8 protein-coding genes and 2 pseudogenes are annotated in these 14369 nt (G+C 67.0%); 5 read left to right on the forward strand and 5 right to left on the reverse strand.

Going from position 1 to position 14369, the window contains the following annotated elements; translation table 11 throughout:
• The first annotated feature begins 185 nt into the window (after positions 1-185).
• From MMSP_RS18600 to MMSP_RS18610, 3 genes are all read left to right on the forward strand, one after another.
• Positions 186-1319 carry a proline and glycine rich protein gene (locus tag MMSP_RS18600; protein ID WP_020787870.1) on the forward strand — a complete coding sequence of 378 codons (1134 nt, stop codon included), beginning with the start codon at positions 186-188 and terminating at the stop codon, positions 1317-1319.
• A gap of 153 nt (positions 1320-1472) precedes the next feature.
• The gene (locus MMSP_RS18605; protein WP_020787871.1) at positions 1473-4808 is read left to right on the forward strand and encodes a DUF2126 domain-containing protein; all 3336 of its coding nucleotides are present in this window, start codon (positions 1473-1475) and stop codon (positions 4806-4808) included.
• Between the two features lie 45 nt (positions 4809-4853).
• Complete coding sequence (locus tag MMSP_RS18610; protein ID WP_020724911.1) at positions 4854-7529, forward strand: circularly permuted type 2 ATP-grasp protein; 2676 nt, start codon at positions 4854-4856, stop codon at positions 7527-7529.
• Between the two features lie 23 nt (positions 7530-7552).
• Here the strand turns inward: MMSP_RS18610 and MMSP_RS18615 are convergent, their stop codons facing one another.
• Positions 7553-8608 (reverse strand): putative zinc-binding metallopeptidase, encoded by a 1056-nt coding sequence (locus MMSP_RS18615; RefSeq protein WP_015355849.1) that lies wholly within the window; start codon positions 8606-8608, stop codon positions 7553-7555.
• On the reverse strand, positions 8601-9545 hold the full coding sequence (locus tag MMSP_RS18620) for a transglutaminase family protein (protein WP_086084675.1): 945 nt from the start codon (positions 9543-9545) through the stop codon (positions 8601-8603). The genes MMSP_RS18615 and MMSP_RS18620 overlap by 8 nt, the downstream gene beginning before the upstream one ends.
• A gap of 133 nt (positions 9546-9678) precedes the next feature.
• Here MMSP_RS18620 and MMSP_RS18625 point away from each other — a divergent pair, with 133 nt between their 5' ends.
• Complete coding sequence (locus MMSP_RS18625; protein ID WP_020787873.1) at positions 9679-10077, forward strand: MmcQ/YjbR family DNA-binding protein; 399 nt, start codon at positions 9679-9681, stop codon at positions 10075-10077.
• Positions 10078-10083: 6 nt separating this feature from the next.
• On the opposite strand, the pseudogene MMSP_RS18630 reads toward MMSP_RS18625, so the two are convergent.
• From MMSP_RS18630 to aspS, 3 genes and pseudogenes are all read right to left on the reverse strand, one after another.
• A pseudogene (locus tag MMSP_RS18630) lies at positions 10084-11143 on the reverse strand (aromatic acid exporter family protein).
• Positions 11144-11162: 19 nt separating this feature from the next.
• Positions 11163-11595, reverse strand: a pseudogene (locus MMSP_RS18635) (nitroreductase family deazaflavin-dependent oxidoreductase).
• Entirely contained in the window at positions 11592-13373 is a 1782-nt protein-coding gene (aspS, locus tag MMSP_RS18640) for an aspartate--tRNA ligase (RefSeq protein WP_012393924.1), read from the reverse strand. Before aspS ends, MMSP_RS18635 begins: the two are co-directional and overlap by 4 nt.
• Before the next feature lie 91 nt (positions 13374-13464).
• Between aspS and MMSP_RS18645 the strand changes: the two genes are divergently transcribed.
• Entirely contained in the window at positions 13465-14352 is an 888-nt protein-coding gene (locus tag MMSP_RS18645; protein ID WP_231395687.1) for an oxidoreductase, read from the forward strand.
• Positions 14353-14369: the final 17 nt, after the last annotated feature.

The raw sequence follows: 14369 nt of genomic DNA on the forward strand, positions 1-14369 counted from the left end.
TTCGCAATATCGCCAGTTGCGCCGCATCACCGGTTGAGCAGCACATCCGAGGGGATGCGCCGGCGCCGATTACAGGCGCCGCGCGACCAATGCGCGCGCCTGCCACACATATTTGCTAAGTTCCGGTTTGCTTGATTCGCCCGTGCGCACCGCGCGGGCGAACTACGGAAGCACTTAGGAAAGCGATGAGCCAGCCGCCAGAAAATCCGGGCAATCAGGCCGACCCCCAGGGCGGCGATCAGAGCACTCCGGGCTACCCGCCACCACCGAACTACGGCACGCCTCCACCGCCTCCCCCACCGGGTTACGGCGCACCACCGGCCGGGCCTCCCGGCTACGGCGCCCCGCCCCCGCCTCCTGGTTACGGCACCCCACCACCGCCTCCTGGTTACGGCACCCCACCACCGCCTCCGCCTCCCGGTTACGGCCAGGCGCCCGGCGGGTATGCGCCCCCGGGGTACAACCCGCCGCCACCCCCGCCCCCCGGCTACGGCCCACCGCCGGCCGGCTACCCGGCCCAGCCGGGATTCGGCGGCCCGGCCAAGCCGCCCTTCAGCGTGGGCGAAGCCATCAGCTGGGCGTGGAACCGGTTCACCCAGAACGCAATGGCCCTGGTGGTTCCGATCGTCATCTACGGCTTGATCCTGAGCGCTGTCGGCGGCGTGATGGTCGGGCTCTTCTTCGCTTTCTCCGACCGCACCAGCACGACCTATACCGACGCTTACGGCAACACGTCGGAAACCGTGAACATGACCATGAGCCCGCTGGCGAGCATCGTGATGTTCATCGGCTACCTGGCCGTGTTCGCGGTGGTGCTGTTCATGCACGCCGGCATCACCACGGGCTGCCTGGACATCGCCGACGGAAAGCCGGTGACCATCGGATCGTTCTTCAAACCGCGCAACCTCGGCATGGTGATCCTCACCGGCCTGCTGGTGATCGTCTTGACCGCGATCGGCTCGGTGCTGTGCATCGTTCCTGGCCTGATTTTCGGCTTCCTGGCGCAGTTCGCGATCATCGCTGCCGTGGACCGATCGCTGTCGCCGATCGATTCCATCAAGTCCAGTTTCGCGACGGTCCGTGCCGAACTCGGTAACACCGCGTTGTCCTGGCTGGTGCAGTACGCGGTGGTGCTCGCCGGTGAGCTGCTATGTTTTGTCGGCATGCTCGTCGGCGTTCCGGTTGCCTCGCTCATCCAGACCTACACCTGGCGCAAGCTGTCCGGTGGCCAGGTTGTCGAGCTGAGCCAGCCCGGGCCTCCGGCGGGTCTGCCGCCCGGTCCGCCCCCAGGGGCGCCGCGGGGACCGCAGTTCGGGTAGGACCCCGGTCCACCCCGCAACACCAACCGTAAAGCCACCGAAACGCCGTTGTTACACGCGACGGCGTGACGCTGCCCATGGCCGTCAAGCCCACGGCGACACCGAATTTCGAAGCGCTGCGGGCAGCAGAGTCTTATGATGGGATCAGCTTCTATGAGCATCAAAGTTGCGCTGGAGCACCGCACCAGTTACACCTTTGACAAGCTGGTGCAGGTTTATCCGCACGTTGTGCGGCTGCGCCCAGCACCGCACTCTCGCACCCCCATCGAGGCTTATTCGTTGCGGGTTGAGCCAACCGAGCACTTCGTCAACTGGCAGCAGGACGCGCTGGGAAACTTCATGGCCCGGTTGGTCTTTCCCAAACCAATGCAGCACCTGACCATCACCGTCGGGCTGATCGCCGACCTGAAGGTGATCAACCCGTTCGACTTCTTCATCGAAGAATGGGCCGAAACCTGGCCGGCCGAAGGCCTGACCTACCCCAAGGCACTGGCCGATGACCTCAAGCCGTACTTGCGGCCGGTCGACGAGACCGGCGAGGAGTCCGGCCCCGGGGACCTGGTTCGGGCTTGGGTCGCCAACTTCAGCGTGCCCGAGGGCACCCGCACCATCGACTTCCTGGTCGCGATCAACCACGCGGTCAACGCCGACGTCGGGTACAGCGTGCGGATGGAACCCGGTGTCCAGACACCGGATTTCACGCTGCGCACCGGCATCGGATCGTGCCGCGACTCGGCGTGGTTGTTGGTGTCGATCCTGCGCCAATTCGGGTTGGCCGCCCGGTTTGTGTCGGGCTACCTGGTCCAGCTGGCCTCCGACATCGAGGCCCTCGACGGACCCTCGGGCCCCACGGCAGACTTCACCGACCTGCATGCCTGGACCGAGGTCTACATTCCCGGTGCGGGCTGGATCGGGCTGGACCCGACCTCGGGGCTGTTCGCCGGTGAGGGCCACATTCCGCTCGCGGCCACGCCCCACCCCGCCAGCGCGGCTCCCATCAGCGGGGGCACCGGCGTGTGCAACACGGTGCTGGAATTCTCGAACACCGTCACCCGGGTGCATGAAGACCCGCGGGTCACCCTGCCCTACACCGATGAGGCGTGGCAGACGATCTGCGATGTAGGCCGCCGTGTGGACGAACGCCTGGCGGCCGGTGATGTCCGGCTGACCATGGGCGGCGAGCCCACCTTCGTGTCGGTGGACAACCAGACCGATAAGGAGTGGCGCACCGCCGCCGACGGTCCGCATAAGCGATCACGGGCATCCGATCTGGCCGCGCGCCTCAAGGCCCGGTGGGCTCCTGAGGGGTTGGTCCAACGCAGCCAGGGCAGGTGGTATCCCGGGGAGCCATTGCCGCGCTGGCAGATTGCGCTGTATCGGCGCACCGATGGACGTCCGCTGTGGACCGACCCCACGCTGCTGGCCGATCCCTGGCTGGACCCGCCGACTCCGGTCGATTCCGACGCCGCCCACCAGGTGCTCAGCGCATTTGCCGAGGGAATGGGACTGCCCCTGTCGCAGGTACGCCCGGCCTACGAGGACCCGCTGGCGCGGCTGGCGGCCACGGTGCGACTGCCGTCCGGCGACCCCGTCGACCCGATCGACGACCTCGACCCCGAAACCGACTCCGACACCCCTGTCGGCCGCGCCGAGCTATTGGCCCGCCTCGACGCCTCGGTCACGTCCGCGGCCGCCCACGTGCTCCCGCTACACCGCCGCGAGGACGGCTCGGGCTGGGCCAGCGCGGACTGGCGGCTGCGCCGCGGCCGGCTGGTCTTGATCGAAGGGGATTCACCGGCCGGGCTGCGGCTGCCCCTGAACTCCATCAGCTGGCAACCGCCGCGGACATCCTTTGACGTCGACCCGGTGACGGTGGGGTACGCACTGCCGGAACCCGCCACCGCCGAGGCCGTGGATGCGGTGCTTGACGACTCCGAAAATGCGCCGCCGACCGCGATCGTCGCCGAGGTTCGCGAGGGGCTGCTGTACATCTTCATCCCGCCCACCGAAGCGCTTGAAGACTTCGTGGACCTCGTCACCCGCATCGAGGCCGCGGCGGCGAAGGCCAACTGCCCGCTGGTGCTCGAGGGTTACGGCCCGCCACCGGACCCGCGGCTGGAATCGACGACGATCACCCCCGACCCGGGCGTCATCGAGGTCAACGTCGCACCGACCGCCAGCTTCGAAGAACAGCGCCAGCAACTGGAAACGCTGTACGAAGAAGCCCGGCTCGCCCGGCTCTCCACCGAGTCGTTCAACGTGGACGGATCCCACGGCGGCACCGGTGGCGGCAATCACATCACGCTGGGCGGCGTCACGCCCGCGGACTCGCCACTGTTGCGCCGCCCGGATTTACTGGTGTCCTTGCTGACCTACTGGCAGCGGCACCCCTCTCTGTCCTACGTGTTCGCCGGGCGCTTTGTCGGCACCACCTCCCAGGCGCCGCGAGTCGACGAGGGCCGCGCCGAGGCACTGTACGAGCTAGAGATCGCATTCGCCGAAATCGCTCGGCTGTCGGCTGGCGGTGCGGCCAAGCCCTGGGTGACCGATCGTGCGCTGCGCCATCTGCTGACCGACATCACCGGCAACACCCATCGCGCCGAGTTCTGCATTGACAAGCTCTACAGTCCCGAAGGCACCCGCGGCAGGCTCGGGCTGCTAGAGCTGCGCGGTTTCGAGATGCCGCCACATCTGCGCATGGCAATGGTGCAGTCGCTGCTGGTGCGTTCGCTGGTGGCGTGGTTCTGGGAGCAACCGCTGCGCGCTCCACTGATCCGCCACGGCGCCAACCTGCATGGGCGATATCTGCTGCCGCATTTTTTGATCCACGACATCGCCGATGTGGCCGCAGACTTGCGAGCCAACGGCATCGACTTCGAGACCAGCTGGCTGGACCCATTCACCGAATACCGCTTCCCGCGCATCGGCACCGCCGTGTTCGACGGTGTCGAGATCGAGCTGCGCGGGGCGATCGAGCCCTGGAACACCCTTGGCGAGGAGTCGACCGCCAGCGGCACTGCCCGTTACGTCGACTCATCGGTCGAGCGCCTCCAGATCCGCGTGATCGGGGCCGACCGCCACCGCTACGTGGTCACCTGCAACGGCTACCCGGTGCCCCTGCTGGCCACCGACAACCCTGATATCCACGTCGGTGGCGTGCGATTCAAGGCCTGGCAACCGCCCAGCGCGCTGCACCCGACCATCTCCGCCGACGGGCCGTTGCAGTTCGAGCTCATCGACCTGACCGCCGGAACCTCTCGCGGCGGGTGCACCTATCACGTCACCCATCCCGGCGGGCTCGCCTACGATGAGCCACCCGTCAACGCTGTCACAGCGGAGTCGCGCCGCGCCCGGCGTTTCGAGGCAACCGGCTTCACTCCGGGCAAACTCGACTTGTCCGACATCCGAGAGAAGCAGGCTCGGATGTTCACCGATATCGGCGCGCCTGGCATTCTCGACCTGCGACGCGTGCGTACCGTGCAACAGTAATGGTCCTGCAATCCGGCATCGAATTGACGCGTGATGGTACTTGGCATGAGTAGGCCGGCGGCTGTTGCCGCCGCCGAACCCTACGACGTCGACCGGCTGCTGGCCGGCTACCGCACCGCGCGTGCTCAGGAAGCACTGTTCGATGTGCGCGACAGCCCGGGCATCGGTTACGACGAGTTCGTCGACGCCGACGGCAATGTGCGGCCGGCCTGGACCGAGCTGGCCGACGCGGTCGCCGAACGCGGGCGAACCGGCCTGGACCGGCTGCGTTCGGTGGTGCACAGCCTGATCGACCACGACGGCATCACCTACACCGGAGTCGATTCCGGGCGCGAGGATCACGGCGTGCACGGGCTGGAGCCCGGACCGTGGCGTCTGGACACGCTGCCGCTGGTGGTGTCCGCTCAGGACTGGGAAGTTCTCGAAGCCGGACTCGTGCAACGGTCGCGCCTGCTCGATGCGGTGCTCGCGGACCTGTATGGCCCGCGCAGGTTACTCACCGAGGGTCTGCTGCCATCCGAACTGGTCTTCGGCCATCCCGCCTATGTGCGCGGCGCCAATGGCATCGAGGTGCCTGGGCATCATCAACTTTTCCTGCACGGCTGCGACATCAGCCGGATACCCGACGGCAGCTACCAGGTCAACGCCGACTGGACCCAGGCGCCTTCGGGAGCCGGCTATGCGCTGGCCGACCGGCGCGTGGTCGCCCACGCCATCCCCGATCTGTACGAGAACATCGCGCCCCGGCCGACCACGCCGTTCGCGCAGGCGTTGCGTCTGGCGCTGATCGATGCGGCGCCCGACGTCGCCCAGGACCCGGTGGTCGTGGTGCTCAGCCCGGGCATCTATTCGGAGACCGCGTTCGACCAGGCCTACCTGGCTACACTGCTGGGTTTCCCGCTGGTAGAGAGCGCGGATCTGGTGGTCCGCGACGGCAAGCTTTGGATGCGCTCGCTGGGGACGCTCAAACGCGTCGACGTGGTGCTGCGCCGGGTCGACGCCGCCTACGCGGACCCGTTGGATCTTCGTGCCGATTCCCGGCTCGGCGTGGTGGGTCTGGTCGAGGCGCAACACCGCGGTGCCGTGACCGTGGTCAACACGCTGGGCAGCGGCATCCTGGAGAGCCCCGGCCTGATGCGTTTCCTGCCGGGGCTGGCCGAGCGCCTGCTGGGTGAGGAACCGATGCTGCAGAGCGCGCCCATGTACTGGGGTGGCATCGCCACCGAGCGTTCCCACCTTTTGGCGAATCTGTCGTCGCTGCTGATCAAGTCCACCGTCGGGGGGAAGACCCGGGTCGGGCCGACGCTCTCATCCGCGCAGCTGGCCGAGTTGGCCGCGCGAATCGAAGCGATGCCCTGGCAGTGGGTGGGACAGGAGCTCCCGGCCTTCTCCTCGGCGCCCACCGATCACGCGGGTGTTCTGTCTTCAGCCGGGGTTGGCATGCGGTTGTTCACCGTCGCACAGCGCAGCGGTTACTCGCCGATGATCGGTGGCCTGGGCTATGTCCTGGCGCCCGGACCGGCCGCGTACACGCTGAGATCGGTTGCAGCAAAAGATATTTGGGTCCGCCCGACCGAACGCGCCATCGTCGAGACCGTTGCGGCGCCGGTCACCGGCCCGATTGTGCAGCCGATATTGGAGCCGTCGGCGCTGGTGCCGATCAAGACCGGTGCGGGCACCCTGGGGGTCAGTTCCCCTCGCGTGCTCTCCGACCTGTTCTGGATGGGCCGCTATGGCGAGCGCGCCGAGAACATGGCCCGCCTGCTGATGGTCGCCCGCGAGCGCTATCACCTGTTCCGACACCATCAGGACACCGAGGAATCCGAATGCGTGCCGGTGCTGATGGCCGCGCTCGGCAACATCACCGGGACCGATACCGGGGCCGCCAACGACCACGCCGAAATGATCGCCGTCGCTCCCTCGATGCTGTGGTCGATGACGGTGGACCTGGAGTGGCCGGGCTCGCTGGTTCAGTCGGTGGAGGGACTGGCGCTGGCCGCACGGGCGGTGCGCGACCAGTTGTCCAACGACACCTGGATAGTGCTGGCCGACGTGGAACGCGCCGTCACACTCAGGTCGGATCCGCCACAGTCGCTGGCCGAAGCCGATGGGCTACTGGCCGAGGCCCAGGCGCAAACGCTGGCCGGGATGCTCACCCTCTCCGGGGTGGCCAGCGAATCGATGGTGCGCGACGTGGGCTGGACCATGATGGACATCGGCAAGCGCATCGAACGGGGCCTGTGGCTGACCGCGCTGCTGGCGGACACCCTGACCACGGTGCGCGGCGTCGTCGCCGAGCAGACCATCATCGAGTCGACGCTGGAAGTCTGTGAGTCGTCGGTGATCTACCGGCGCCGCACCGTCGGAAAGTTCAGCGTTACCGCCGTCAATGAATTGATGCTTTTCGACGCGCACAATCCGCGTTCGCTCATCTACCAGTTGGAGCGGCTGCGGGCCAATCTCAAGGATCTGCCCGGCACCTCGGGCTCCTCGCGCCCCGAGCGAATGGTGGATGAGATCAGCGCCCGGCTACGCCGGTCGCATCCGGCCGAGCTGGAAGAAATCACCGACGGGCGGCGCACCGAGTTGGCCGAACTGTTGAACGGCATCCACGTTTCGCTGCGCGAGCTGGCCGAAGTCATCACCGACACCCAGCTGGCCCTGCCCGGCGGCATGCAGCCGCTGTGGGGGCCCGAGGAACGACGGACGATGCCCGCCTAAGCAGGCGGGCACGAGGCCCTCCCCTAACCGCTGAGTGCGGCGGGACCGCACGGAGCTTGCGTCACCTGGTCGACGACCGTATGGACGAATCGCATCTTCTCCAGGACCGCGACCGGTAGCACAAATGGATACAGGTCATCGTGCCCCATGGACCGGTTGACCATGTTCAACGACCACGACAGCGGCAGCCACATGTCGATGATGGTGGGAAAGGCGCTGGGGCCCAACGCCGGCCGATCAAAGGTTGCCGATGCCGGCGCGAAACCGCACCAGGCCGCCGTGTCCAGGGTGTCGCGGATGTGCAGGTAATGCGCGAACGTCTCCGCCCAGTCCTCGGCGGGATGCATGGTGGCATACGACGACACATACCGTTCCTGCCAATTCTCCGGGGCGCCGTCGCTGTAGTGCCGGTCTAGCGCAGCCTGGTAGTCGGCGTCCGGGTCCCCGAACAACTCCCTGAATCGCGCCAGATGGTCATCGGAGGGGGCAATCAGCCGATAGAAGTAGTAGTGCCCGATCTCGTGGCGGAAGTGGCCCAGCAGGGTGCGGTAGGGCTCCTCCATCTCGACGCGGAGTTGTTCGCGGTGCACGTCGTCGCCCTCGGCCAGATCCAGGGTGATGACTCCGTCTTCGTGCCCGGTGATCACATTCTCGTGGGCACTGGACAGCAGCCGGAATGCCAGTCCGTAGGCGGGATCCTCGTCACGTCCGATGATGGGCAACTTCAGCTCGTGCAGTTCGGCGATCAGCCGCCGCTTGGCCGCCTCGGCGCGGGCGAACTCCGTGAGTCCCACGGTGTCGCCGTCGTGGGGCCGCAGCACGGTCAGTACGCAGGACTCGCACAGACCGTCGCGCTGACCGACTGGAACCAGCCAGTTGCATTCGGCCAGGTGCAGGTTCTTGCACAGCTGGTAATCGTCGGCGGCCACCGCGCCGGCGTGTTCGCTTTGGTCGCGCCCGGTGATGACCATCAGCGCCATCTGGTCCAGGGAGAAGCCCAGCGCGCTGCCGCACGACAGGCACGCGGAGTTCTCGAAGGTCAGGCGCTGGCCACAGTTGGGACAGTGGAAATCACGCATCGAGCACATCACCTTCGAACGGCACCACGTCCACACCGACGTCGATCACGCTGTGTTCCGAATTGGTGTAGATGATGCCGCGCACCGGCGGCACATCCGCATAGTCCCGGCCCCGGCCTACCACGATGTAGCGCTCATCGACCAGCTGGTCATTGGTGGGGTCCAGCCCCATCCACTCGAACTGGCCTGGTTGTTGGGGTGTCCACACCGCTGCCCAGGCGTGGGTGGCGTCAATACCGATCATCCGATCCTTTCCCGGCGGTGGGTCGGTGGCCAGATACCCGGACACGTAGCAGGCCGCCAACCCGTTGGCTCGCAGGCAGGCGATCGCCAGCCGCGCAAAGTCTTGGCATACCCCTTCGCGCGCCTGCAGAACCTCATTGACTCGGGTGGAAACCGTGGTCGACCCGGATCGGTAGGTGAAGTCGTTGTAGATCCGCGTGGTGAGATCGCGCAGCGCCTCCACCAACGGACGTTCCGGCAGGAAACTGACGGCCGCGTACTCACGTACCTCGTCGGTGATCTCGGCGGGATCCAGGTCCAGCGCGAAGTCGACGGCCAGCGCCCCTTGCATGCCGCTGGGCCGGGCCGCTTCCCAGGGCAGCAATGCCGGCCCGCTGGTGTAGAGGCCGGAATCCGGCGGTGCCACGTCGACGATGGAGTCGCTGGTGATGCCCAGCACCCGGTGCGGTTCGGTGACATGGAAATAGGAGCTGATGTTGCCGTAGGTGTCGCGGCTGGTGGAGCTGTCCGCCGGCGTCGGATCAATGGTGATTTGGTGTGTGACGCAACGCTGCCGCAGCGAGTCGCGTGGGGTCAGAAACCCGCGTCCGTAGGAGCTGGTCACGATGTCCGAGTAGCGGTATTCGGTGCGGTGCGTGACGCGATAGCGCTTGGTGTCCGGGGAGCCGAACAACGCGTCGGAAAGCAACGACAAGAGCTGACTCCTGACTTCTCGACCGTCAACCACGGCCACCACACCGGTAATAGCAAGGCTGATCACAACACATCTGGGTCCGGTGCAGGCGAATGCGCCACCGAGCGCACCTCATCCGGAGCACAATCAGCATATGGCGACCTGGAGCGATGTCGCGCGCATCGTCAGTGAGCCGCCGCTCACAGAAGAGCGATCTGCGCACAACTGGCGGGTCGGCAAGAAACCGTTGGCGTGGGAGCGACCGCTGCGCAAGTCCGACTTGGCGGCCTTGGCGGCCTCCGGCAGGCAACCACCAGACGGCGATATTCTCGGCGTCCGGGTGGCCGACGAAGGCGTGAAGTTCGCCCTGGTCGCCGACGAGCCGACGGTGTACTTCACCACCCCACATTTCGACGGGTATCCGGCGGTGCTGGTGGTGTTATCCGAGATAGAGGCGATAGGCCTCGAGGAGCTGCTCACCGAGGCCTGGCTGACGCAGGCGCCGAAAAGGCTGGCAAAGGAGTTTCTGACGGGGTCAGCCAAGTCCTGTTGACGTTACTCAATGGTCGCCGCCGGGTACGTCGATGACCCGCTGTAAATCGACTCCGCATGCGTCCACGATGTCGGCGAGCACCACCTCGGTGCGGTCGCGAGCCTGCGATAGCAATTCTTGGGCCCGATCGCGGGCAGCGGCGGCATGGGCGATCGCGGCCGCTGGTTCGTCGTCGGCGACGGCCAGCGCGGCGGCCAGTTCGGCCAGCGCGATGCGCACCGGGCGCGGTACCTGTTGCTCAGGAAGTCGGGTGATGGCGCGGACCAGATTCAAGACGCCGCTGACCAGCATCCCCAGTCGCGCCGATTGCCGCTCGATGTCGGCAATGGCGTCGCGGGCGGCCCACCGCCGGGGCGCCCGCCGCGACACCAAGACCGCCGTGGCGCGGGCCTCGATCAGCCCACCAAGCTGGTTGTGCAACCGGTCGAAGGTGGCCAGCAGCCAGTCCGGAGCGGCGCCGCCGGGATTGTCGATGAACTTGATCACCTCGACCAGGGTGTCGTGCAGGGCGGCCAGCGCGCCGGTACGCGCGTCGCGCAGTATCCGCACCGGATCGGCCGGGAACAGCAACATCGCGACCACCAGCGCCAATCCCCCGCCGATCAGCGCGTCGAAGAGGCGCTCGGCCACCACATCGCCGGTGGGGGCGAACACCAGGACCAGCACCGCGGAAACTGCGGTCTGGTTCACGAACATCAGGCCCTGGACGACGAAGCCGCGCACGGCCAGGACCGCGACCGACAATGCGGCGAACACCGCCACGCCCATCGCGGTTGGGCCGGTGCCCAGGACGGCTTGCACGCCGGCACCCACAACGATGCCCAGCGCCACCCCGCCAACCATCTGGACGGCGCGTCGCGCGCGCAGCACCGTTGGTCGCCGACATGCACACCGCGGCCGAGATCGGTGCGAAGAACGGCTGCGGGTGGTCGAGCACATCGTGGGTGAGAAACCAGGCCAGGCCGGCGGTCACCGACGCCTGCGTGATCGACCACAAGGCGGTGCGCAGCTGCCGGACGGCCGCGAGACTTCCGTCGGCCGCCCTGGTCAGTAGCGAAATCTCCACGTCGTGTCGGATACCCCGGTCAGGCCCGCTGCAGCTCGAACAGGGGGATTACCCGGCTGGTTTTCGCTTGATAGTCGCCGAACCCCGCGGCGGCGGCCACCTTCGGAAAAAGCTCGTCACGCTCTGCCGGGGGCAGTTCGCGGGCGGTCACGTCGAACGCGTCGGTACCCACCTCGACGTGTGCACGCGCGTCGGACCTGAGGTTATGCACCCAGGCCGGGTCGACATCGGCACCGGCGGAAGGAACCGACGATGAACATCTTGCCGTCGATGCGCAGGTACACCAGCGGCGCCAGCCGAGGCCGCCCGGACTTGGCCCCGGTGGTTGTGAGCAGCAACAGATCCGAGCCGGCGAACGGGCCGCCCACCTTGCCCCCATTGGCCCGGAACTCATCGACGATGTTGCTGTTGAACGCCTTGATCGTCTCGGCGTCGGGGATCCCTCGCGTCATGTCCCCTCAACTTGTTTGGGCTTGGCGTCTATTCCAGCCTCCTTGCGCTGCTGGGCGGTGATCGGCGCGGGGGCCTCGGTAAGCGGGTCGACACCGCCACCGGTTTTGGGGAACGCGATCACATCGCGGATCGAATCGGCTCCGGCCAGCAACGTGCTGACCCGGTCCCACCCGAACGCGATGCCGCCATGCGGCGGGGCGCCGAAGGTGAAAGCCTCCAGCAGGAAGCCGAACTTCTCTTCGGCCTCAGCCTTGCTCAGACCCATGACCGCGAACACCCGCTCCTGAATGTCGCGACGATGGATACGGATCGATCCACCCCCGATCTCGTGGCCATTGCAAACGATGTCGTAGGCATCGGCCAACACGCTGCCGGGGTCCGATTCGATACGGTCTTCGAGCTCTGGCTTGGGCGCGGTAAACGCGTGATGCACCGCCGTCCACGCGCCGGATCCAACGGCCACGTCGCCGGAGGCGGTAGCGTCCTCGGCGGGCTCGAACAGGGGCGGATCAACCACCCAAACGAACTCCCAGGCGCTGGGGTCGATCAGGTTGAGCCGCTCGGCGATCTCGATGCGCGCCGCCCCCAGCAGCGCCCGCGACGCCTTCACCGGTCCCGCCGAGAAGAAGATGCAGTCCCCCGGACTGGCGCCCACGTGAGCGGCCAGTCCGTCACGCTCGGCATCGGTCAGGTTCTTGGCCACCGGGCCGCCCAGCGTCCCGTCCTCGCCGACCAGCACGTAGGCCAGCCCGCGGTGACCGCGCTGTTTGGCCCACTCTTGCCAGCCATCCAGCGTGCGCCGCGGCTGCGAGGCTCCGCCGGGCATCACCACCGCGCCGACGTAGGGCGCTTGGAACACCCGGAATGTGGTGTCTTTGAAGAACTCTGCGCACTCCACGAGTTCGAGGCCGAACCGCAGGTCGGGTTTGTCGGACCCGAACCGGCGCATCGCGTCGGCGTAGCTGATCCGTGGGATGGGGGTCGGAATCCGGTAGCCGATCAGCGCCCACAGCGCGGTCAGGATCTCCTCGGAGACCGCGATGATGTCCTCGACGTCGACAAAGCTCAATTCCATGTCGAGCTGGGTGAACTCGGGCTGGCGATCGGCCCGGAAGTCCTCGTCGCGGTAGCACCGGGCGATCTGGTAATAGCGCTCCATCCCGGCCACCATGAGCAGCTGTTTGAACAGCTGCGGGCTTTGCGGCAGCGCGTAGAACATGCCCGGGTGCAGCCGGGCGGGCACCAGAAAGTCGCGGGCGCCCTCCGGGGTGGAGCGGGTGATCGTCGGTGTTTCGATCTCGACGAAGTCGTGTCCGGCCAGCACCGCGCGGGCGGCGGCATTGACCTTGGAACGCAACCGAATCGCCGATGCCGGACCGTCGCGGCGCAGGTCGAGGTAGCGGTATTTCAGCCGCAACTCCTCCCCAGCGGGCTCGTCGAGCTGGAACGGAAGTGGCGCGCATTCGCCGAGCACCGTCAATGAAGAGGCGTTGACCTCGATGTCGCCGGTCGCGATCTCGGGGTTGGCGTTGCCTTCGGGACGGATCTCGACGACACCGGTGACCGCGACGCAGAACTCGGCACGCAGCCGATGCGCCTGGGCCAACACGTCGGCTTCGCGGAATACGACCTGGGCAATGCCGGAGGCGTCGCGCAGGTCGATGAAGATGACGCCGCCATGGTCGCGGCGGCGGGCCACCCAACCGGCCAGCGTCACCTGTCGCCCGGCATCGCTATCCCGTAATGCCCCAGCGGCGTGGCTACGCAGCACAAACACTCCCCTTCACCCGGCTTTGGAACGACCTAAAACGACTGCTCAGTCTAGAGGGCCGGGCCACTGGCCCACCCAACCCGGTACTTTTGGCTGCATCGCACCCAGAATCGCACTCGTAGGCCCCGGCGCCGTCGGCACGACGGTCGCCGCGCTGCTGCATGCCGCGGGGAACCCGGTGCTGCTGTGCGGCCACACGGCTCGCGACAGCATCGAGCTGCGGCCCGACGGGGCATCTCCGATCGTGGTGCCCGGTCCGGTACACACCGACCCGCAGCAGCTGTCCGGACCGGTCGATGTGCTGATATTCGCGGTCAAAGCCACTCAGACCGGCGCCGCGCGCGAATGGCTGGCCCGCCTGTGTGGTGAGCACACCGTGGTAGCCGTCCTGCAAAACGGTGTCGAACAAGTCGAGCAGGTGCAGCCGCACTGTCCGTCCTCATCCATCGTCGCGGGCAGTGTGTGGTTTGCGGCCGAGACTCAGCCGGGCGGCTGGGTACGGTTGCGCGGAGATGCCGCGTTGGTGTTGCCCACCGGGGCTGCGGCGGAGACGCTGGCCGGGTTGCTGCGTGCCGCCGGTTGCCGGGTGGACTGCGATCCCGACTTCACCACCGTCATCTGGCGCAAACTCGTACTCAATGCGCTGGCCGGACTGATGGCGCTGTCCGGGCGGCGCTCCGGAATGTTCCGGCGCGACGACATCGCCGAACTGTCTCGTCACTACGTCGCCGAATGTCTGGCGGTGGCACGCGCCGAGGGCGCGCGACTCGATGACGACGTGATCGATGAGATGGTTGATCTGTTCGCATCCGCACCCGAGGACATGGGCACCTCGATCCTGGCCGATCGAGAAGCCCACCGGCGGTTGGAATGGGACCTGCGCAACGGTGTGATCATCCGCAAGGCCCGCGCCCACGGCCTGGCGACCCCGATCAGCCAGGTGCTGGTGCCATTATTGGCCGCAGCCAGCGACGGACCCGGATAGCTGGTTAGGGTCTAGTT

Source organism: Mycobacterium sp. 012931 (assembly GCF_000419295.1).
In the GTDB taxonomy this organism is placed as follows: domain Bacteria; phylum Actinomycetota; class Actinomycetes; order Mycobacteriales; family Mycobacteriaceae; genus Mycobacterium; species Mycobacterium marinum.

What these genes read in the sequence shown, in the direction of transcription:
- MMSP_RS18610 (WP_020724911.1), top strand. Translation starts at nt 4,854, where the DNA reads ATGAGTAGGCCGGCGGCTGTTGCCGCCGCCGAACCCTACGACGTCGAC.
- MMSP_RS18615 (WP_015355849.1), bottom strand. Translation starts at nt 8,608, where the DNA reads ATGCGTGATTTCCACTGTCCCAACTGTGGCCAGCGCCTGACCTTCGAG.
- MMSP_RS18600 (WP_020787870.1), top strand. Translation starts at nt 186, where the DNA reads ATGAGCCAGCCGCCAGAAAATCCGGGCAATCAGGCCGACCCCCAGGGC.
- MMSP_RS18625 (WP_020787873.1), top strand. Translation starts at nt 9,679, where the DNA reads ATGGCGACCTGGAGCGATGTCGCGCGCATCGTCAGTGAGCCGCCGCTC.
- MMSP_RS18605 (WP_020787871.1), top strand. Translation starts at nt 1,473, where the DNA reads ATGAGCATCAAAGTTGCGCTGGAGCACCGCACCAGTTACACCTTTGAC.